Below are 19,790 nucleotides of genomic sequence, written 5' to 3'. Positions count from 1 at the left end.
ATTTTATACATTTGTACGTCTGTGGTTTAGTTGATCGTTTGCTATTCTTCTAATAATACAGGCATTGAGCCAGTTGTGTCGGGAAACACTTCTGGCTTTTTTTGAAAAAGCTTGTATTATTTCATTTCGTTTAGAGGCGTAGTTGGAGTATATACCTATCTGACCATAATTTTTCTCCCTTCTATTTTAAAGTTTACTTCTCCAGTCATTTGCAGCATATTGAGTATTTCAGAGATTTTCATTCTTCTTGAAGCTATTCCTCCAAACAGTTTATTTTCAATGACTTTATTCTGGTAAATTACGTCAACGTTATACCATTTGGCCAATTTTCTCATAATGTTATTAAGAGGTTCGTCAATAAAAATAAACTGATCATTTTTCCAGGCAATAGCGTTATTTGCATCCACTTCAGTTACCTGTAAATTATTACCATTTAGTGCTGCTTGTTGCCCAGGAACTATTTTAACGGCTTCTTTTACTTTTCCAACACTGCCCGATTTAGCTGAAACAATAGAAACTTCCACTAAACCCTCCAATAAGGTTGTTTTAACAATTGACTCATCTGCATAACTAGACACATTAAAATGTGTACCAAGCACCCTGATTTGTTGTTGATCATTTTGCACTACAAAAGGATGCCTGGAATCTTTTGAAACCTCAAAGTAAGCCTCTCCGATCAAGTAAACCTTACGCTGCTTTAAATTAGCAAAGCTACTGGGAAATTTCAGTACAGAGCCAGCATTCATCCATACCAATGAGCCGTCTGGTAGTTTTACCTGATACTCCCCCCCAAATGGTGTAGTTAAGGTCAACAGCTCCGAGCTCGAAGGTTGATCCAGTGTTTTGTTGTTACCTAAAGGCGTACCGTCATTATAACTTAATTGATTCGCATCTATTACAACACCTGTTTTGCCTGAACTTAAATTAATCCTCCTGCCATCAGCCAATGTTAATAATGCTTTGTTTGTACCAGGGCTTACATCATTTGCGTAGGCAATGGCCTGAACCTTCTCTGGCTTTTTATTTAAGTATATAAATACTGAAAGGACAACAGCAATACTTGCGGCTGCAGCAGCCAAGCGTAACGGCCATAATTTGGCAGCTGGCTTCTGCTCTTCCTCCATTACTTCAAGTAATCCATCACGAATGCTTTCCTTTGCATGAAGCAATTGTTTTTCATCAGGAACAACCGAGTTAGCATTCATATATTGAAAAAGCCACTTTTCAAAAATAGCTTTCTCTTCCGGGCTGCTACTACCATCCAGGTATTTATTCCAAAGCTCTTCAGTTAGGCGGTTTCTCATCTTATCTTTTGTGGTTATTTATATAGATGGAACTTAAACGCGCCCTAGGGAGTAGATTTTTTACAATAAAAAAGTCACCATCACCTGACTAATTTTCATCCTAATGATTTTCAATGCATTAACCACCTGTTTTTTTACCGTTTTATCAGATAAATTTAGTTTAGTAGCGATTTCTTTTTGAGTCATTTGCTCATTTCGGCTCAGTTCAAACACTTCACGCATTTTCTTTGGAAGCGTTGCCACAGCTTTTTCAATATTTTTGATTAATTCTTTCTCCTGAATATAATCGTCGGTAGCATTAGCTCCTTTATCTAAGAAATCACTAAACGAATCGAGATATCGATCATGAATTTTTTTTCTTCTGATCATATTCAATGCAGCGTATCGAACAGAACTATAAAGATATGAAGATAAAGAACCAGTGATTTTGTGATCCCCCCTTTTACTCCATACATAAGCAAGCACTTCTTGCACTGCATCTTCAGCATCTTGTGGATCCTGAAATACTTTCATCGCATATAAATACAATTGAGCCCAGTATCTCTCGTAAAGCTCAGCAAAAGCGATTTCTTTCCCCTCCTTGATCAAGGCTAGCAGATCCGCATCAGTGTGTATTTTATATTCGAGTCTTGTTCCCATTATGCGCATTGTTACAAGCTATAAGTATTTACGCAAAAAAATAAGTTGTAGTTTTCCCCAGGTTTACAAGTATAGGAAATTTTATTAGCCGCTAAGAGACTATTCATTTTAAAAACTGATTAAGCACAACTGTAGTTGTACGGGTTTATAAAGACAAATTATTTTGGACTCTCCACTACCGGAACAGTAATGTAATTGATAATATTCAGAAGAATGCACTTACATTATCTTTATGCAAGGACTTTTAATAAGGCTAAGATACAAAAGATATTCGACAAACAACTAATTATATTAGTATTTTATTCAAATTAATATTAGTGTTCTTTAATATACAAATGATATTCCTGGTAAGTTAGCAACATCCTATTACATTTCTACAAGCAATTAATTATGAAACTCTTACCACAGTTCACAATTAAAACTGTAATTTAGCAAACAAAGGAGTAACTACCATGTAGCATGGCCTTTAAATTGTTAAAATTCTAAATTAATTAAAAATGAATGCCTCAACCTTCAAACAACTCTCTGACGATGGTCTTTTGCCTTTTATAAAAGATGGCAACATATCTTCGTTTTCCGAGCTTTTTCTACGATTTAAACATCGGCTATTTTTGCACGCATACAGAATGCTGCAAAACGAAGAAGAGGCGCAAGATGTTGTGCAAGATTTATTTGCCACAATATGGGCCCAAGGATCGAATTTTAAAGTCACAGAAAACATTGATAATTATCTTTATGGCGCTACTAAAAACAAGGTACTAGATATCATCGCTCACAAAAAAGTGATGGTAAAATATAGTAACTCATTTACCGAACTGGTAGTGGTAGACGATTCTGCTCACGATAAATATGTGGAGAAGGAATTGCGCGCAATGATAGAGTCGGAAATAAGCCACCTGCCAAAAAAAATGCGTGAAGTGTTTGAATTGAGCAGATATGAAGGCTTGTCTCATAAGCAAATAGCTGAGAAACTGGATATTTCTGACAAAACAGTTAAAAAGCAAATTAGTAATGTATTAAAAATCCTGCGGACAAAAATAAAGGTAACGATCTTATTTTTTTATTAGCTTATACAAGACTTACATATAAACTTTTGTGATAGCTTTTTAAAACCGAGGCTAAAAAAATACCGATTGAATATTTCTTAGGCAATAAAACAAGATCATCCACATCGACAGAACCATCTTCTTTGTAATTTATACGCTCCAAAAATTGGTGCCCGGAGTCTTCAGAAAGCCTATCCTCTCCAAAAAGGATAAACGATTTTAATCTGTGTAGAAAAAGAAATGCTTGCGCAAAAAAATGAGCGGAGTTTCTTCTTTCAGGATAATGTTCTGTAAAGCATGAATGGAATATTTCTCCAGCCAGTTGCATTGCAACTGGATCATTGAATTCATCCTCAATTTTGCAAGCGGAAGAAAAATCTTGTGGTAAAAATACTGCATCTATCCTATTTATACGTATATATCTATCACCAAGCTTTGCTACTTTTTTTTGCATATTAATCAAAGTCACCATATCCTGTACTGCCTCATCTATAATCAATCTTGTAGACGGCGCAAAATCAGGGAAATTTTTACTATTCATAATATCCTTTATTTCACTCAATCGCTGACATAAAGCAGATTGAAAAAATTTAATACCATTTAAAAATATGTGGTGGACCTCTGGTTTGGAATACTTATTACTTTTCATAGAAAAACGTTTAGAAACCTAAGATACAGAATTTTACCAAACATTTAAACATACATGTTTTGTTTAATAAAAAAACGATGGGTTGGTAATTCATGAATCGAATGGACTCTTTTCGATCTAATTCCGGATCAGAAAAATTATTTTCAAATAAATAATGGTAATCCGAAAAATAAAAAACAGATTCTGGATTAACAAATTGGTTAGTAATCCGGCGAGCCATTACCCGTAATAAGTATGTATACAATAATAGAATTGTTAGATTTTTTAGAAGAAGATATTAATCGGTTTCAGTATGTAGAAAATGGTAATTTTGAATCCATACCACCGAACTATGCTGACGAATTTAAAAGCATTAACATACAACTGCTTGTATTCGAATCCATAGTAATGCATGAAAATGAAAAAAATAGGTTTGAAAATCTATACGCTTTGTTCTGGTCAAAAATACTCATCCAAGTTCCATTACTATAGTCTATTTGAGTTCAGAACAGCCAATCCAAGACTTAATTGGGAGGATAATACAATCATACCTCCACCGTAGCCGCAGGAACAAAACAGCAAATTCAGACTAAAAAAACAGCAAACACACAACAACCACACACCGGCTGTGCGTTCTCTGTGCGTTCTCTGTGCGTTCTCTGTGCGTTCTCTGTGCGTTCTCTGTGCGTTTGCTCCGGACGTGTCTCGTCCGTCTATAGCAATCCACCAGTTGGTTAATAATCCTGGTTTTGCTATACAGTGTGTCTTATCACATTAATGGACAAACTAGAAATGAATAAGACTTATGAAAAACTTACTTATATTCGGAATAAATTCACAAAGAACTCTACAATGATTTTATGCGCTTGAAAACACAATCAATATTTGCCACAAAGATTTTTACTTGTTAAATGAAGAACACAGCGAACTTTTACGAGCAGGTTTACGAATTGGTGAAACTTGTACCTAAGGGCAGAGTAACCACGTATGGCGCTGTTGCAAAATCTTTAGGCATGAGCGGCTCTTCTAGAATGGTAGGCACCGCAATGAAGCATGCACATGACCCCTCTCTTAATGTCCCTGCCCATCGTGTTGTTAACAGAACAGGCCTGCTCACTGGCAAACACCACTACCAAACGCCTACAGAGATGCAGGAGCTTTTAGAAAAAGAAGGGATCATAGTTATAGACGACCAGGTACAGGACTTTGAAAGAAAATTCTGGAACCCACTAGTTGAGTTGTAAGTATGTCAGTTAATTCGGTTAAGGTAATTTGTTGCTTTTTTTAGAAGGGAGAAACTGTTCATAAAATTCTCTAACCTGCCTGGCCGTTTCTGGATCATCAATGCTGGCAATATGTTCTTCCATCCCAGATATTGTTTGGACAACAGGTTTAACATGGTCGGGTTGCTCCGCCACTCCAGCTGTATCAGATAATAGGGAGACCACAAACTGTACAATCTCATCGTTTACGCCTGCCGTAGCCAAATGCTGCTGCAAGTTCGCCTCCCAGTGTTGAATTGCTTCGTTCAAGGATTTGCCTACACCAGTAACATTTGATTCACCATGCTCTAGGGTGCAATAGAATGCACCTCCCCGCTCATACCTCAACGGCTTTAGCGCAGCCACCATCTTGGTAAGATCTTCGCTGATTTGTATTTCCTTTTTACGTTTCACTCTTTTAAAACACTTTAACTTTGAGGTTGTTCCTGATGATGAACTTATATTTAAAACCTATGGCAGACAATAAAAACAAACAGGACGGAAGAGACGATAGTAAAATTGACGCTAATGATAGCAGTGAAGTGGCTTATGCGGCCAAAGAATTTGGTGTAACGGCAGCTAAAATTAAAGAAGCCATCCAGGCCGTTGGTAATTCAAGAGCAGAAGTTAAAAAATACCTTTCTGGTAAATAACACACAACTGATTTGCACCGGAAGATCCGGGGCAAATCGTTAGTAAATTTGATTGTTACCTATCGTAACGTTCTATGGCTTCACCAATTTTCTCCAGGGTATCTTCTGGTATGTCATCGCTGGAAAACCAGCAAAGCCCTGCATCTACACAATCTGGATAAACCGTACCCATGTAGGCTTCTTCATTGTAAATTTCATACTTATGCTGATCCTCGTGCGATCTAACCTCAAGCGGCACTACCCGGAGCTGATCTGGTAGTCCATCGATACTTACATTAATTTGAAATGATTCCATAGAATTTAAAATTATGTGGTACTAAACCGTAACTAAGATAACCTATTTTTTAATGAATAGTTTCTTGTCTGAGCAATATATGGAATTCAATACGTCATTTTGCGAGCCTTAACCAAATAAGCCTGGTTCGTCAGGTTTTTGTTTAGGGTTCTTAACCTTTTTAGCTCCCTGACTGTTCCATGTGGTAGGTTTGGGTTCAGGTTTTTTAGGCGCCGGTTTATCAAAGCCAAACATACTTTCCTGGCGGGGTTCATCCTCAACAGCCTTTATAAGGCTTAAATCTTTATTGGGCTTTTTTTTTGTTGAAACAGCAAGGTTTTTTTTACTGACCCGGTATCGGTTCATCAGCTGATCCGGATAGGGTTTACATAATGCAAAAAGATCTTCTTCTTTTGATTGCTTATTTAGCCAAATGTCTTCCCCAGCAAGGCTAAGGATTACTACCATGCGATTTTGCGGGTGTATTTCACCAACAATTTGGTTCGCTTCACAAGTCAGCATAGCAAATGAATAATAAGCTTCTCCGGTTTCCGGATCTTCCCACTTGTCCCAGATACCAGCAATCCCAAACGTCTTGCGTTCTGTCACAAAGCGCCAGGGACGTTTATCTGCATCGCTAACCTCCTCCACCTCGGTAAACCCATCCGCTAATATAATACACCTTTGACCCCATGCCCATGCATCTTTAAAGGAATCCTTTTCTGTAATGCTTTCATACCTGGCATTAAAAGTTGCCGCAGGATAATCAAGGCCATCTGCAAAATAAGGGATGAGCTTAAAATGCATTCGTTGCACAATGTCAGGTTCATCTGAGGTCATCACTAAACCTACATCCGTGACCGCAATATTGGGGTCTGGCGTATATGTTCCTTGTAGCGTATATTTATTACCCTTTAAAAACTCCTTTTCTTCTGCGGTTAACGAGTAGCGTGCGCACATAATCCGTTCTTTTAGTTACACGAACAATTCCTGTTCATCAGTATAATACGCCTTACGGCCATCAATAGTTTCAACTTTAATTTCATGCCCTGTTGGGCTCTTTTTGATGCCCGCCCCGTGGATAACTAGAAAATCCCTGACCTCTGTATCATAAACCTCTGGCAACGCCTTAGCGAGATTCTTAATCTCCTTTTTTAACAGATCGCTAATAGCCTTGTACAATTCTTGTAATTTGGATTCTGGTATTTTATTAGCCTTTGACAAGGGTGAGATGCGGGCTTTCCAAAGAATTTCATCAGCATATGCATTGCCTATGCCTCGTACAATTTTCTGATCCATTAGCACTTGCTTAATGGTAGTTTGCTTTTTGGCTGAAACTGTTTTAAAATAATCAAGGTCAAATTCCGCAGAGAGTGCATCAGGCACTTTATTTTCTGGTGGATTTAAAGTTGGCGTTGCCTGCTTTTGAAAATCGGTCAATGCAAAAGCACAACCTCCGGCAAATACGAATTGTATAAGTTGGTATTTAACAGGCTCATCACCAACTGGCCGCAACCTGCCATGCAGCATTAAATGTAGCCCAAGTACATTGTCTCCACCAAAATGCAGCTGTAAAGTTTTGCCAACGCGGCTGACTTGCATTAGCTTGTGGCCTTCAAGTGCCTCTTTAAGCTCCTTTTCAGGTACATTAAGTTTTTTATGTACTACGACCTTTACCTTTTCTAGCGTTTTATTTTTAAACTGCTTCTCAAGGTTGATGGCAAAGATTTCTAAATCTGGCAATTCAGGCATAACTATTTTTTATTGGTCAATATCGTAAATTCAGGAATGTTGTGCGAAACTGTCATAACAGGCTAATGTTTTTTTAGGTACTAATGTTGCAGGTAACTAGTCACCAATTTCAGTGAATTCCCTGCCGCATGGATACTGTCTTTCAGATGCTGAGCTGAAATCTGGAACTTTCCTGCCCAATACTCCAATTCCTGCTGATCATTTACATCAATCGAAAATTCCCTTCCTGGCTCTGGCTGCGCCCCCCTGATCATGCGGATCTTATTAAGGATTTCTCCAAGGTATGGGTTGATTTTTTCGGAATGTGTCACGCTGGTCGCATCATCAAAACACCAGGAATTCTGGCAATGTATCACGCCCAGCGACTCATGCTGGGCATCGAAGACCACAAAATCACCGCTTGCACCGTTCAAATCCATGATCTGAAGCCTTGCAGGTTCTCCCTCTATTTCCAGTACCATACTATAGACTACTTCTTCATCATTATACTGCAAAGCACACCAGGTGCCATCACCGAAAAACAAGTCAAAAGAATAGTGCTCCTCCGGCTCGCCGTTTTCGGTAATCAGGCCAACCAGCATTTCGTCAATCTGCCGGACCACAGGTAATAGCTCATCAGTACCCTGCAAAAAAACATAATAATGCGTGGCAGACCTCTGGTCAACTTCCTTGATTTCCGGGATTTGCAGACGCAAACTTTCGATAAGGTTTTTCATAAATACATTAACAGATTAATGGGCAAAAGGTTAGCACACTGTTTTAGTTAAGAGCAGAAGACACTTAATTTTCGAGAGGATTCAATTCAGCAAAGATGAGCTGCTTTTTAAAAGACCTCCCCTGAATAACTGCAAAAGTGTAAACGAAATCAGGATCACCAAATTCAGAATGTAAATGTCGCATATAATTTTCAAACTGGACCACGAACTGATCCGCAGAAATACGCCTTTTCAGGTAAACCTCAAACGCATCGCCCTGCTTTTGTTCCACCACTTCAATCTCAACAAACCTCTTGGGCAACATGCGCAATACCACGGCAGCAAACACCGGGATTTTTCTATGAATTTTCCTCAACCCTGTAGCCCTTTCTGGTAATAACCAATCACCTTATTTAAAAAAGCCTCACCCTTAGCCCGTAAGGTACTGATCTTTTTATGATGCTGGCTAATCTCCTTTTCAATCTCTTTATGGTATGCTATATTTCCGTCCCTTGGGTCGCGGACAATCAAATTCTGCAAAAGTACATTAACCTCATAATTGTTCATTTGTTTTTTTTGATACTGGTCCCTAAATTCTTCCGGGGTAAACCAATCTCCTGTAAGCTTATGGTACAGCCAAAAGTTCCTGTTAAAAGCATCCTTGACCAGCGGCCATAACAATTTAAAATCACCTGGCATTCTCTCATGTTGACTAAGATCAGAAGGTTCTGTGTATACTTTCATAGCACTGTTTATTTTGCGTGAACGATAATTATATCTTCTATTCTGGTGGTAAACTTTCGGGATAAAAATTCCTGCCTCATGCTCCATTTTTTTTCAAACCCCATAGCGGCATAACGGACAGTGTCTTTTCCGAAGCTTGCGTTTAGATTATCGATAATCTTTAACGCCTTCTGCTTCTTTTTTTCCAACTCAGTATCTACCGGCTGAAATATAGATGCCTGAACTTGACTATATGGCTTTAATTCCCTTAATTCAATTCCTACTTTCTGATAGCGATAACCTTTAACAAAGATTTTTCTTAGCGCAGCCGTTGCTTCTTTGATCAGTTGTCCTGTGTCATTTGTAGCGACAAGCAATTTAACTTCTAACCCAGCAGAATACCTATCTGAAATTACAGCAAATTTACTGGTATGTGCAAAAACAAATATCTTAGCGGTTACGGAGTTTTGCTTTCTAAGCTTTAGTGCCGCATTAGCAACATAAGTAGAAAGTGCTTCCTCCATCGGTGGTAGCTCGGTTTCAAATCCCCCGAAAGACCTCGCCGTAGTAATACCCTCCTTATCCGGCCTGTCATATTCCATCGGAATGCAGCGCTCACCTTTCAACTCCCTATACGTTCTTCTGCCCTGGATGGTCATCAGCTTTAATACATAATCTTCTGGTAATTGAATAAAATCCCAGGCAGTGTAAACCCCATCCTGAATTAACTTTATGGCATATTTTGGACCAATACCCCATACTTCGTCTATCTCGGTACTTTTTAGCCCTTCCTCTATTTTTTCTGGAGTATTCATCAAAAAAACTCCAGTTTTAAGGCTAATCTTTTTGGCTAGTTTATTAGCAATTTTTGCGAGGGTACGGGTGGCACCTATGCCTATGCATACAGGTACATCAGTAAATTTGAGAATTTTTGCCCTTAGCCTGATGGCTTCCGATTCAATATCCGAATATTTGTGGCCTGTTAAGTCGCAAAAACATTCATCAATAGAATAGATTTCCTGATCGGGAAAGGTTTTGCGAACAATAGAGGTAATTCGGCGCATCATGTCCTGGTAGAGTGTATAGTTAGAAGACCTCCACCACAGCAAACCTTGTTGTTGTTTTTCCCTCATTTCAAAATAAGGAGTGCCCATTTTAATTCCCAGCTCTTTCTTTGCTTCGTTACTACGTGAAATTGCGCAACCGTCATTATTTGAAAGCACACATCCTGCCTTGCCTCTTAATTGAGGCTGAAATGCCCGCTCGGCACTAACGTAAAAGTTGTTGGAATCAATGAGTGCAATCATAATATTATGCTCTCAACCTTTTCTCAAACCTACTAATCCTTTCACTTTTTCGACGCCTCTGGTCCAATACAGTGTGAGGCACCACACCCCAAATCTGAAATTCAGTTTCTGAATTGCGTTCAATTGGCTTGTAATAATTGCTGTCCGGCATTAGGTATTCTTTACCCTCATGGCAGAAGTAAGACCTAAGGATAAATTCATTATTTATGATACCAACTACAACATCGCCAGAAGTTGGGTTAAGTGATTTATCTACTGCTAGCAAGTCATTAGGAAAGATGCCGGAACCAATCATACAATCTCCAGCTACCCTCGCAAAAAACATAGCTTCTGGGTTTTTGGAGAGGTAGGCATCTAGTACTATGGGTTCTTCTTCATAATCTGCCGCCGGGCTTTCAAAGCCTGCATGGATTTTTGTGCTGACAAGAGGGATAAGCAAATTAGACTCCGAGCGCTGGTACATTAGTATTTCTTTCATAGTGGTATAATTAACACTACAAAGCTATACTAATATTTTAAGCAAATATAAATTGATGCTAACAATGTTAGCGTCAATGGTTGTAACTTTAATATTTTATCATTTAGAACAGAATCAATTATCAACTTTTAACCTATTATATTAACCCAAGGACATGGAAAATAATATTACGTCAGCCAATGATATGGAAGCCCTTGGCGGGCTACTCAAATCAACTTTTTCTATTGAAAAAGTTGAGGTCAGTCCAGAGAATATCAATTTTAATCTTCATTTCGATGTTTCGGTAATAGATATGCCTCCGCAGGTAAAGGCCATTCATGGCTATGTAAAAAACTATCTAATTGAGCGTGGAGATCCGAAAGAAGAATATCAATTCAAGTTTTACCGTGATAGGAAGCTGATTGACGTATTGCATTTCAATTATCCTGATGCGGCACACCACATTACCATAGAACTGTTTGGTAAAATGCAAAACTTAAGGATTCAAGACTTGGGTCATACTGGCGGATACATCATATTTAATGATGATTTCGAAGAACTTGGATGGCTTTATCCTGTGCCTGAACCCCCATCTGTTCCTGATGTTAGCCTGCTTGACCTAGACGGTGAGGATTTTTATGGGGATTACGTTTATCCAGACTTTAGCAATGAAGCCATCTGGCTAATCAAGCCTCAGGAGTTTAAACCATATTTAACGGAAATTTTGGGTAAAATAGTCGAAGAGATTGATAGCAAGGCCGAAACCTTTGAAATAGATGTGAATGATCCTGATGACGTAGCCTTTTGGGCTGAGCAATTTGAGATTAGCGAAGAAGAGCTTCGAAAAGCCATACTTGCGGCTGGCAAATCTATTGACGATATTACAGCGTATTTACAACACTAACCCCTGCCATCCAAATAAAACTGTTTGATGATCTTGGCCTGATGTTCAAAGCCATTTTCGTTCAACAACTTTTCCAATAACGGACCATCGTAGAACATTTCCAACCTTGAAGGCCTTAATGTTGAACTCCCCACTTTACGGATGAATTTGCCCGCATCCTCATGGTAGCGTCCACTGGTGATATAGGCTGCGCTGACCCTGTGATGTTCCAGGGATTTGTCCCCCTTATAATAGTTCTGCGCTATCGGGACCGAGCCCCGGAAAAAATATCGCAACGTATCCTTATCCTCAGCCGTGCCAACCGGTATCAGCGATTTCCCAGCATAACCCTTGAGCTCGACAAGCATCACCTCCTTGGGATGGGAGGAAATGATGACCAGGTCGAACTCCCTGCTCTTTCCGCTAGTAGGATCCGTAAGTTTCTTTCCTTGTAGCAACTGGGCATTGGGATAGAAATGCGCCACCACCGGAGCAAGCAGCGCCTCGAACAGCGCCCCCCTTAGCGATTTCAGCTGATCGGAATGTCCGCTCTGGTCAATCAGCTGCAGTGCCTGCTCGACCGTATTGCCCAGATCAACCTCATGAAATCCCGAATACATATCTCGAACCTTATCGATAATTTCCGTAAAATTCCTTCCGAACAGAATATTGATATCCAGCGATAGAAAGCCCAGCTTTTTCATACTGTTAAGCGTCATCTCATCTATTTCCTGATAGACAACTACCGGCATGACCTTACGCCCCGCCATTTTCGCAGAATTGATATTGATCTGTATCCGCGCCAAATATGCGTCGAGGTCCACTTGGAGGTATTTCCTGCTGATAACCACATCCAGGGGCACAAGGGTCTGTTTGGCGATGCTGTCAGCCTGGGCAGCGACAAAAGGATTGATACCGGTAGTTTTGGAATAAGCAAAGGCATCCCATAGTATGTTGTTATGCTTTACACCAGTTGCCGGAGCGCTTACATTTCTGTAGGCTGCCCCCAAGCCGACAAGATTTAGCGACCTCAGCCACCTCAGCACATCGGGAATGAACATAGCGTCGAGCTGCATGGACTGGAAGTGCACTTCCATCAGCGCTTCGTATGTAGATTCAGTTGACTGTAGATCTCCCCCCTGGCGCAGCAGGATATAATGGATCCCCCGACGGTCCTTTCTGGTGGCCACCAATTTGAGCTTTTCCAGGTCGTCAAGCATATCCACAAGCAAGCTGATCTTGGTGCTTGTCTTTTCTTCCGTTGAAGAAGTGATCTTGAGGCCTTCATAGAAACTGACAACCATCGTGCGCTCTAGCAGCTCCAATAGACGGTACAATGGTTTCCTATGTTTTGCCGCAACCTCGCGTACCATTATCCTACCAAAAAACTGGTCCTTCCTTAAATAAAGGAACTGGCCCTTGCCAAAGCTCAGGGGTTTACTGGAGACAATAACTCCCTGATCAGCTGCCCGCTGTACAATCTTCCTGGCATTTTCCGGTTCAACCTTGAACTTGGTGATCAATGCCAAGGAGAGGTCGCTGCCCAGTGCCCACCTTCCAGCTGAAAGCCGCGCTTCCAAAAATTTATCATACTTTCCCATATCTACTATTTTGTCACACTGCCCTTATTAATTACTTTTTTGTTAAATACGAGCAAAGCTAAAAAAACAGATGAGATTTACAAAGTACATAAAGCATTGAAAGTCAGATTTTTGATAACTTTAAGAATTGCGAACCACAACATGGTTGGCAAGGAATTTAAGATTTTTTGTCCAGACATCATCAAAAATCCAGCTACATGGAGCACAATTCGTCTTAAAGATCAGCCCCTTCCTCATCTAGGATCCGCAACCAAATTCCGGACAGACAATTCTAAATTTTCGAAAAACAGCTCCGCAACTCATCTATAAATTGCCCAAAGCTTATGCCCGCTTCCCAGATAGGCTTGTTAACATAGACTGAACTGGACTGGCTTTCCAGTTTCACGCTAAGATCACCCATCTGGTTCATTCTGCCCAGGTTCTGCTCCCAGTTTTCGATCTTATCCTTGAGATCTTCCCCTATTGTCAGAACAAACCTGGAGTTTACTATAAAATCCTTTTTCGTCGTCAGCGTCCCGGCCGGCCGGCTGATAACGCAAAGTGCATAAGCGCCGCTTTCCTTAACAGCAGTGCGGCCCTGTTTGATGGACATATTGACGGTTTCCTTGAACTCTACGGCGCTTTTGATCTCTACCGCATACTCCACCCCACCTACCCTGATCACAAAATCTTTCCCATCGTCCGGGTTTTCTGGTTCAGGAAAATCCGGGCAAAATTCTTCCAGGGCTTCCAAAAATGCAGCCTCGGCAGCATTTCCGACATCCTTCCTCCAACGAATGGACTCTGCTTCATCGGCAAGTTCGAGTGCCTTGTCGAGCAGCGATTGCGCATTGCCAATTTTTTTGACAGCATCATCCAAGGCCTTCACCTGCGAGGCAGAAAGACTTATCTTGTCCAGAATCTCCAGGTCATCGGCAGATTTGGTAAGGTTCAAGAGCCTTCCGAAGGTCCGTCCACCAAACGCCTTGATATAAAGGACAGGCTGCTTTTCGCTGAACAGCGGGAACAGCTCATCGCCTTTGCCATTTTCATCGATCCATTTTTTCAGCCTTAAAAACAGGCTTTTGTATGGCCCATCTTCCTTTACCTTCTCTTCGGAAGCCTGTTCGCGGAAAAGACTGTCTATCCGATCTGTAAGCAATTGGATACTTTCTTCGCGCAGGTTTGAGTTGATTATGCCATCGTGTATCAAAAAGGCATCTGGGTTACCCCCGCCACAAAAATCGGTAAAGATGTCCTTGATCTCCTGATCAAAGGCCATGTTATCCATCTCCTTATACAGGTCCTCTGTGTACACACGGAATGTCCCATCTCTGGTCGGCAAGACCTTGAACTTTAGCCCGGTATCTCTTGTTTCTTCGTTCCTGAAAATAAATGCGATGAGATCGTTCAGCCATACAAGGCCAGTTTGATGGTCACCCCCGAAGTATTTATCATAAAGCACTTCGAGGCTGCCACTTTCCTGAACGAGCGAACACACATATTTGAGCGCCCATTTTTCTGCGGGATCGAATGAATACTCCTCACCAATCTCGATCTCGGAGCGCGAGCCGGCATATGCCGGTAAGAGGTCGGTGATGATCTTGTACCATACTTCCCTTCTTTCCGCCCTCGAAGGCCTGAATGTACAGCAAATATCCAAGATTGCCGTAGCTTGGCCCTGGGAAGCCGTGCTGACGTCCAGGTCGCCGATCTGCTTGTTAAGGTCGATCAGGAACTGCTTAAAATTGAAATGTAGGACAAACCTGGCGGCAAACCCATTGGGCAACAGTTCTTCTGCAAGGTTTCTTCCGAATTTTTCAGAGATCGCCTTGAAACGCGGATGCAGGTCGCCTTCATGGGAAATGGCGTTCTGTCCCTTCATCCCGCCGCACTGGTTAGGATAGAGTTCATTTTCGATCGCCAGCCTTTCCTTCCCCGTAGTCTCAAGATAAACCACCAGCTGCTGTAGCCAGTCAATGCGGTCCTCTTCGATAGGAAATCTGGACAATAACATATTTTCGGCAGTGGACTCCCTGATCAGATCCTCGACCGAAAACATGATTCCCTGAGGCCATGAACCTGGCTGCTGGTTAATTATCCTTACCCAGTCAAGATAGCTGTTTTCGTCAGGGCACCGCTCTGGCATGTAGGCACTTACCAGTGCGAAAAACTCCGCGATGTTCTGCGTATTTTCCGAAAAGAAGACCGCTTGGCCGATCTTCATGTTAACCCCTTCTACATTCCTTAAGATCGGCTGCTCAATCAGTGCGGTTCTGATCGGATCCTGCAGCTCGGTCTGGAACCAATCTCTTCCATAGTAAATATCCACATTGGGTGGCAAACCACTCTCTGCGAGAAAATGGAGATTGTCCACCTTTCCCTCGATCAGCTCGGATAGGTATGCAGGAAATGCTTTGGCGAACTCGCGAAACGCATCACGGTTCTTTTTGGCCTTGGGATCCAGTGTCTCATCGGTAATATCGTCCGACATCTTCGTTCTGACTCCATCACGAGGCTCAGTTGGCTGAAAGTCTTCGTGCTGCATGATTACAGGAAGGTAAAACTCCTCTGTTCCGATCAATGGGAGCTCTTTGAACAAGTGCGCCCTAAAACCGATCGGAATAATGCTATACTTGCCATTTTTCCTTGTCGCCGGTGAGGCGATCTTCAGAGCACCGCTGTCTTTATAGAAAATACCATTCCTCAGTTCCCCATCCTGCGAACCATCCTCGAAGAACACGAATGAAACGCTGCCGACGGCACTTTTCTCCTCAATAGCGGAAAACTTCCTAAGCGTATCCGCTTGGATGGACACAGATTTTACTTTTGGGTTGACCATCATCGTAAAGGGTAGGTTCTGCACTAACTGCCTTATGCTTCCAACAGCGATATTATAGGCAGATGGTCCAAGTCTATAAACAAACCTGTTCTGCCTATCATTGATCTGCGCATCTGGATCCAGGTCAATCACCCTTATCTGCTGTAAACTCTTGCGGATCGAATTCATCATCCCCGCCAGTGTATCGGAATTCCGATCGAGGGTCAGCTCGAAACGCCTATCGCCCCTAGAGTTATGGTGCACCCCATATATAATAACTGTCTTGTTCAACAGATGCGAAGTCACAAAACCAGTCCCGAACTTTCCGGCATTCCCGCGGGAACCGTCAAGGGGCTTTGTTGAAGTCTTACGCGTTAGTGCCAATAAGTTGCCAGTAGAAAAAGGCTCTCCGTTATGTTCGAAGGTAAACTGGTCGTTTGTCAACTGGCAGGACACTTCCATTCCCGTCTGGGCCTCATCCCTTGCATTTTGTAACAGTTCCCAGATCCACCGGTAAAGGTGCTCTCCCTCAAGGGTATTGAGCCTTTCCACTTCATTAATAAGGCTCCTGGCCTCTGATTCCTCGCGCTGTTGGTCCAGTTCCCTGTCTACATCTGATTTTTCAATCGAAGTGATATTTTCCATTTCTAGATCGTTAATTTATTACATTTAGAATGGCGATGATACAAAAAACTTGAGAACATTGCTAGTACCTATTAATGTATTTCCTAAATTGGCAATTCCAACAACTAGTTAAAAAAACGAAATGATGATTTAACAAATGGCAAGAAAAAACCTGCTCTCCCTACACGAAGCGATCGTGGTGGCCCTGATTACGCTACCAACAAGGTCTGCGACCTTTGAAATGATTGCCCAAATAATTATATCCAGGAATCTTATTACAGAACGTAAGGGGAATATAGACCTCGCCAAGCAGGTAATGCTAAGGACAACGAAGAGCAAAGGGAAGTACTTTCATCTTTTCGAACAGCTCGAGGGTGACCGTATCAGGTTACGAAATCTCCTTTTGTAATAATTAGTGAGAACTCTACGCTAAACTATCTGGTTCAGTTAAACGGATTGGTAACTTTCAGGGACGGTTTTACCAAGGCTGTCAATTATTCAGGAGGCTTACCAATTTGGTGAATACAGAGATAGTGTGCCGGCAGGTTTAAGTTAAGGTGAAACCAGCATCGGAATGTATATCCTAGAATTTATCAGCACCCAATTCAAGTTTGCCCAAGCAATCGCACTATATGACGCAAATTATGTGTGAACCACATACTCGACATTACTTTTAGTGTAATTTATGCAGTAATTATCATGTATTATTTGCCGATGCAGAAAGCGAACCCATTTTGATTATCAATCAGTTAGCACGTGTATTCTTAAAAAAATATCTAAAACTAGTTGACTAAAGTTAATTCTAGGTTAGAATAAGATAAATTTCACATTTGAGATAATAGTAATTCATAGTTTTCCTTGAAAGGGATTGTAACTTTAATGCCCACATCATAATTTGAATCATCCTTAACTTCAACTACATTGTTGTCATCCACTTTAATTTCAATAATTTGACTTTGCACCATCTCATGACTATTTTTGCCAATAATCACATCATTTAATTTGAAACCGACATTATTAGAAAAAAAACAAACAATTTTTCCATCGTCAAAGCACTTATCTACAGGCCCAATTAATTTAGCCTTGAACTCACAAATCAATTTTAGAGTTTCATTATTAAGTACCTTAACTAATGAATTACAGTATTTTTCGAAAAATAACACATAGTTTTTCATTTCGGAATTACTCAATAAGGTACTGAAGTTTCCGTGTGCAACTTCATTTCTCCTAGCAACTAAATCATTTAATAAAAAGAAAGAAACATCTGGAGCAACTTCGACACCTGCAGATAATCCATTATAGTCTTCGACAAATGTCTTTAAAATACGGTCTTTTGCGATTTTTAAGTTTATATTTTCAACTTCCAACTTAGAAAAGTGTTCAGAAATTACCGTATGCTTGAAATTTGCTGAATGAAGTGCAAATGCTCGAGTGTTCAATGAAAACGGTGTTGATGCTGATAAACAATCATTTAAATTTTTCAACGCATTTTCCTTTGTCTCAGACCCTCCATATTTTGGTTCAATAACTTTTTTGAGTAGTTCCAGCGAAAGGAGGAAATGATTATCTATTATCTTTTTGGGTAATAAATTATAATTGTCAATTATTTTCAATACTTCTTCGAGATATGCCACAATTATATCTTCAATAAACCTTTCGAATTCCCCATATAAACTTATTATAAAGGTATTATAATTGAATTTCCTCTTTTCTGTGTAAAAATTATTGAATGAATTTAATAAATCCACAAACACCTCTTCACATTCTTCTAGTATTTGATGTGATCTATAATTATACATTTTTGCTTCTAGGTCAAAATAATCGATTAGGTCATCAATATTTTTAAGACTTCGATTGAGCTCATTTAAAACAATCTGCATTATCGCTTAAGAAAAGACTTGAATAATTCAGCAAACGCCTTTTCTCTTTCTTTGAAAATTGTTTGAGTAGTATTTCTACCCTCGAAAATGTTGTATTTTTCCTTATAAAAATCCTCAAAAACCTTCTTAATATTCTGTTTTGATTTTAAAATTTCATCCTTTTTATCTAAGAAGTTACTTGCCACAATCATTAGGGGATCGTAAACAGCAGTTACAGGTCTGTTTAACCAGTACCATTTATCATTTCGTTCTCTATAAAAGAAGAAAGCACTTTCCCCTAACAAATCATATAAAAATTCAACTGTCTCATCAAATAAATTTTTTAATTCACTAATGGTTCTTTCTTCAAATTGATTAGCATTTTGCAAATATTTATCAAGGTACTGCTTCAGATAGCTGTTTTTTATCAATTTTTCTCTTTGCCTATTTGCGAAGAACCTTAAAACCAATTCTACATCTACCATTTTTCTATATAGTTCATTTTTTCTCATTTCCTCTGTGATAGTTTCTATTTCGGAGGACAAATAATCAGTTTCTGGCTCTGGAATTCCCCAAGCACGGCAGAAAAAAGGATTTCTAGAGGCTTTTATACACATCAAATTAAATGGTCCGTTAAAAATTGCATTTCTAGATTCTTGGTCTTCAAGTTGAACACCTCCACTATTTATGCGATCGAAAACCAATTGTTTCAATTTATTTTCGTCTACTTGATTGCTTGCTGTTTCTTTCAAAAGAATTATTGAAGAAAGGTACCGCCTGTCTACTCCTTTTTTGATTTGACTCGGCAAAGTACTATAACTTTTACCATTCAGTTCTGGCCATTCAACTAAATCTTCTAGTGTAAAACTATCTGCATAAAATTCTTTTATCGCAGATAATCTTTGTAAACCATCCATAACTTCGTAGTGTCCGTAACTATCCTCATATAAAAAAATAGGAGGAATCGGAACATTCATTATAAATGATTCTATTAGTCGTGATTTCTGAGAAACACTCCACCGATGTCTTCTTTGGAATTCTGGTGTCAATAAATAACTATCACTAATAACTAAAGTAGGAATTGTAGATAACGGATATCTAGCCTGTTCCGTGACTATCCGAACTTCTCCCTTAACATATTTTTCATTTATTGTTTCATCGGAAATCTCTTTAGTTTTATCGTTTTTTAAGTCAGAAAAAGTGACCTCTTCTCCATCGATTAATTTCATATCAATAAGTCTATTAATTATTCTGTTAAGTTAGTAAAGTTTTGAATTAGACAT

20 protein-coding genes and 1 pseudogene are annotated in these 19,790 nt (G+C 39.9%); 5 read left to right on the top strand and 16 right to left on the bottom strand.

Going from position 1 to position 19,790, the window contains the following annotated elements; all coding sequences use genetic code 11:
- Positions 1-155 precede the first annotated feature (155 nt).
- Both LPB86_RS15725 and LPB86_RS15720 read right to left on the bottom strand, forming a co-directional pair.
- Entirely contained in the window at positions 156-1,304 is a 1,149-nt protein-coding gene (locus tag LPB86_RS15725) for a FecR family protein (protein ID WP_230645672.1), read from the bottom strand.
- Positions 1,305-1,364: 60 nt separating this feature from the next.
- Positions 1,365-1,943 (bottom strand): RNA polymerase sigma-70 factor, encoded by a 579-nt coding sequence (locus tag LPB86_RS15720; RefSeq protein ID WP_230645670.1) that lies wholly within the window; start codon positions 1,941-1,943, stop codon positions 1,365-1,367.
- A gap of 497 nt (positions 1,944-2,440) precedes the next feature.
- Between LPB86_RS15720 and LPB86_RS15715 the strand changes: the two genes are divergently transcribed.
- Positions 2,441-3,010, top strand: coding sequence for an RNA polymerase sigma factor (locus LPB86_RS15715; protein WP_230645668.1), 570 nt, complete (start codon positions 2,441-2,443; stop codon positions 3,008-3,010).
- 1 nt (position 3,011) lies between these two features.
- Here LPB86_RS15715 and LPB86_RS15710 read toward each other — a convergent pair whose 3' ends face one another.
- A complete protein-coding gene (locus tag LPB86_RS15710) occupies positions 3,012-3,638 on the bottom strand; it encodes a hypothetical protein (protein ID WP_230645666.1) in 627 nt (208 codons plus the stop codon).
- Positions 3,639-4,528: 890 nt separating this feature from the next.
- Between LPB86_RS15710 and LPB86_RS15705 the strand changes: the two genes are divergently transcribed.
- Positions 4,529-4,861, top strand: a complete 333-nt coding sequence (locus tag LPB86_RS15705; protein WP_230645664.1) for an MGMT family protein — start codon at positions 4,529-4,531, stop codon at positions 4,859-4,861.
- A gap of 18 nt (positions 4,862-4,879) precedes the next feature.
- Here the strand turns inward: LPB86_RS15705 and LPB86_RS15700 are convergent, their stop codons facing one another.
- Entirely contained in the window at positions 4,880-5,293 is a 414-nt protein-coding gene (locus LPB86_RS15700; RefSeq protein WP_230645662.1) for a hypothetical protein, read from the bottom strand.
- A gap of 59 nt (positions 5,294-5,352) precedes the next feature.
- Here LPB86_RS15700 and LPB86_RS15695 point away from each other — a divergent pair, with 59 nt between their 5' ends.
- Positions 5,353-5,532 (top strand): DUF3606 domain-containing protein, encoded by a 180-nt coding sequence (locus LPB86_RS15695; protein WP_230645660.1) that lies wholly within the window; start codon positions 5,353-5,355, stop codon positions 5,530-5,532.
- A 55-nt stretch (positions 5,533-5,587) separates the two neighbouring features.
- Here LPB86_RS15695 and LPB86_RS15690 read toward each other — a convergent pair whose 3' ends face one another.
- The 8 genes from LPB86_RS15690 to LPB86_RS15655 form a co-directional block, all read right to left on the bottom strand.
- On the bottom strand, positions 5,588-5,827 hold the full coding sequence (locus LPB86_RS15690) for a hypothetical protein (protein ID WP_230645658.1): 240 nt from the start codon (positions 5,825-5,827) through the stop codon (positions 5,588-5,590).
- 108 nt (positions 5,828-5,935) lie between these two features.
- Positions 5,936-6,766, bottom strand: a complete 831-nt coding sequence (locus tag LPB86_RS15685) for an SOS response-associated peptidase (RefSeq protein ID WP_230645656.1) — start codon at positions 6,764-6,766, stop codon at positions 5,936-5,938.
- Positions 6,767-6,781: 15 nt separating this feature from the next.
- A complete protein-coding gene (locus LPB86_RS15680; protein ID WP_230645654.1) occupies positions 6,782-7,558 on the bottom strand; it encodes an Fpg/Nei family DNA glycosylase in 777 nt (258 codons plus the stop codon).
- A gap of 80 nt (positions 7,559-7,638) precedes the next feature.
- Positions 7,639-8,274 (bottom strand): DUF3606 domain-containing protein, encoded by a 636-nt coding sequence (locus LPB86_RS15675; RefSeq protein ID WP_230645652.1) that lies wholly within the window; start codon positions 8,272-8,274, stop codon positions 7,639-7,641.
- Between the two features lie 64 nt (positions 8,275-8,338).
- Positions 8,339-8,629 (bottom strand): hypothetical protein, encoded by a 291-nt coding sequence (locus LPB86_RS15670; RefSeq protein WP_230645650.1) that lies wholly within the window; start codon positions 8,627-8,629, stop codon positions 8,339-8,341.
- Entirely contained in the window at positions 8,626-8,997 is a 372-nt protein-coding gene (locus tag LPB86_RS15665; protein WP_230645648.1) for a hypothetical protein, read from the bottom strand. Before LPB86_RS15665 ends, LPB86_RS15670 begins: the two co-directional genes overlap by 4 nt.
- Before the next feature lie 8 nt (positions 8,998-9,005).
- Entirely contained in the window at positions 9,006-10,283 is a 1,278-nt protein-coding gene (locus LPB86_RS15660) for a Y-family DNA polymerase (protein ID WP_230645646.1), read from the bottom strand.
- A gap of 4 nt (positions 10,284-10,287) precedes the next feature.
- Positions 10,288-10,761, bottom strand: coding sequence for a LexA family transcriptional regulator (locus LPB86_RS15655; protein WP_230645644.1), 474 nt, complete (start codon positions 10,759-10,761; stop codon positions 10,288-10,290).
- A gap of 154 nt (positions 10,762-10,915) precedes the next feature.
- Between LPB86_RS15655 and LPB86_RS15650 the strand changes: the two genes are divergently transcribed.
- Positions 10,916-11,644 (top strand): DUF3606 domain-containing protein, encoded by a 729-nt coding sequence (locus tag LPB86_RS15650; protein WP_230645642.1) that lies wholly within the window; start codon positions 10,916-10,918, stop codon positions 11,642-11,644.
- Here LPB86_RS15650 and LPB86_RS15645 read toward each other — a convergent pair.
- The 3 genes from LPB86_RS15645 to LPB86_RS15635 all read right to left on the bottom strand — a co-directional run bounded on the left by LPB86_RS15645 (position 11,641) and on the right by LPB86_RS15635 (position 18,528).
- Positions 11,641-13,224 carry a hypothetical protein gene (locus LPB86_RS15645; RefSeq protein ID WP_230645640.1) on the bottom strand — a complete coding sequence of 528 codons (1,584 nt, stop codon included), beginning with the start codon at positions 13,222-13,224 and terminating at the stop codon, positions 11,641-11,643. The genes LPB86_RS15650 and LPB86_RS15645 overlap by 4 nt on opposite strands.
- 271 nt (positions 13,225-13,495) lie before the next feature.
- Entirely contained in the window at positions 13,496-16,669 is a 3,174-nt protein-coding gene (locus tag LPB86_RS15640) for a sacsin N-terminal ATP-binding-like domain-containing protein (RefSeq protein ID WP_230645638.1), read from the bottom strand.
- An 803-nt stretch (positions 16,670-17,472) separates the two neighbouring features.
- Entirely contained in the window at positions 17,473-18,528 is a 1,056-nt protein-coding gene (locus LPB86_RS15635) for an MAE_28990/MAE_18760 family HEPN-like nuclease (protein WP_230645636.1), read from the bottom strand.
- 396 nt (positions 18,529-18,924) lie between these two features.
- Between LPB86_RS15635 and LPB86_RS20980 the strand changes: the two genes are divergently transcribed.
- Positions 18,925-19,056: a sortase B protein-sorting domain-containing protein gene (locus LPB86_RS20980; RefSeq protein ID WP_370632856.1), complete on the top strand. Its 132-nt coding sequence runs from the start codon at positions 18,925-18,927 to the stop codon at positions 19,054-19,056.
- Between the two features lie 98 nt (positions 19,057-19,154).
- Here the strand turns inward: LPB86_RS20980 and LPB86_RS20975 are convergent.
- Positions 19,155-19,736, bottom strand: a pseudogene (locus LPB86_RS20975) (DUF262 domain-containing protein); the annotation flags it as partial.
- Positions 19,737-19,790: the final 54 nt, after the last annotated feature.

Origin of the sequence: Pedobacter sp. MC2016-14, assembly GCF_020991475.1 — a bacterium.
GTDB lineage: Bacteria > Bacteroidota > Bacteroidia > Sphingobacteriales > Sphingobacteriaceae > Pedobacter.
Note: the sequence above shows the minus strand (reverse complement) of the source record. Positions and strands in the feature narration are given on the sequence as shown.

Coding starts and splice junctions, on each gene's coding strand:
- LPB86_RS15665 (WP_230645648.1), bottom strand. CDS start 8,997: ATGAAAGTATACACAGAACCTTCTGATCTTAGTCAACATGAGAGAATG.
- LPB86_RS15635 (WP_230645636.1), bottom strand. CDS start 18,528: ATGCAGATTGTTTTAAATGAGCTCAATCGAAGTCTTAAAAATATTGAT.
- LPB86_RS15705 (WP_230645664.1), top strand. CDS start 4,529: ATGAAGAACACAGCGAACTTTTACGAGCAGGTTTACGAATTGGTGAAA.
- LPB86_RS15690 (WP_230645658.1), bottom strand. CDS start 5,827: ATGGAATCATTTCAAATTAATGTAAGTATCGATGGACTACCAGATCAG.
- LPB86_RS15710 (WP_230645666.1), bottom strand. CDS start 3,638: ATGAAAAGTAATAAGTATTCCAAACCAGAGGTCCACCACATATTTTTA.
- LPB86_RS15640 (WP_230645638.1), bottom strand. CDS start 16,669: ATGGAAAATATCACTTCGATTGAAAAATCAGATGTAGACAGGGAACTG.
- LPB86_RS15695 (WP_230645660.1), top strand. CDS start 5,353: ATGGCAGACAATAAAAACAAACAGGACGGAAGAGACGATAGTAAAATT.
- LPB86_RS15680 (WP_230645654.1), bottom strand. CDS start 7,558: ATGCCTGAATTGCCAGATTTAGAAATCTTTGCCATCAACCTTGAGAAG.
- LPB86_RS15725 (WP_230645672.1), bottom strand. CDS start 1,304: ATGAGAAACCGCCTAACTGAAGAGCTTTGGAATAAATACCTGGATGGT.
- LPB86_RS15720 (WP_230645670.1), bottom strand. CDS start 1,943: ATGGGAACAAGACTCGAATATAAAATACACACTGATGCGGATCTGCTA.
- LPB86_RS15655 (WP_230645644.1), bottom strand. CDS start 10,761: ATGAAAGAAATACTAATGTACCAGCGCTCGGAGTCTAATTTGCTTATC.
- LPB86_RS15675 (WP_230645652.1), bottom strand. CDS start 8,274: ATGAAAAACCTTATCGAAAGTTTGCGTCTGCAAATCCCGGAAATCAAG.
- LPB86_RS15660 (WP_230645646.1), bottom strand. CDS start 10,283: ATGATTGCACTCATTGATTCCAACAACTTTTACGTTAGTGCCGAGCGG.
- LPB86_RS15715 (WP_230645668.1), top strand. CDS start 2,441: ATGAATGCCTCAACCTTCAAACAACTCTCTGACGATGGTCTTTTGCCT.
- LPB86_RS15645 (WP_230645640.1), bottom strand. CDS start 13,224: ATGGGAAAGTATGATAAATTTTTGGAAGCGCGGCTTTCAGCTGGAAGG.
- LPB86_RS15685 (WP_230645656.1), bottom strand. CDS start 6,766: ATGTGCGCACGCTACTCGTTAACCGCAGAAGAAAAGGAGTTTTTAAAG.
- LPB86_RS15650 (WP_230645642.1), top strand. CDS start 10,916: ATGGAAAATAATATTACGTCAGCCAATGATATGGAAGCCCTTGGCGGG.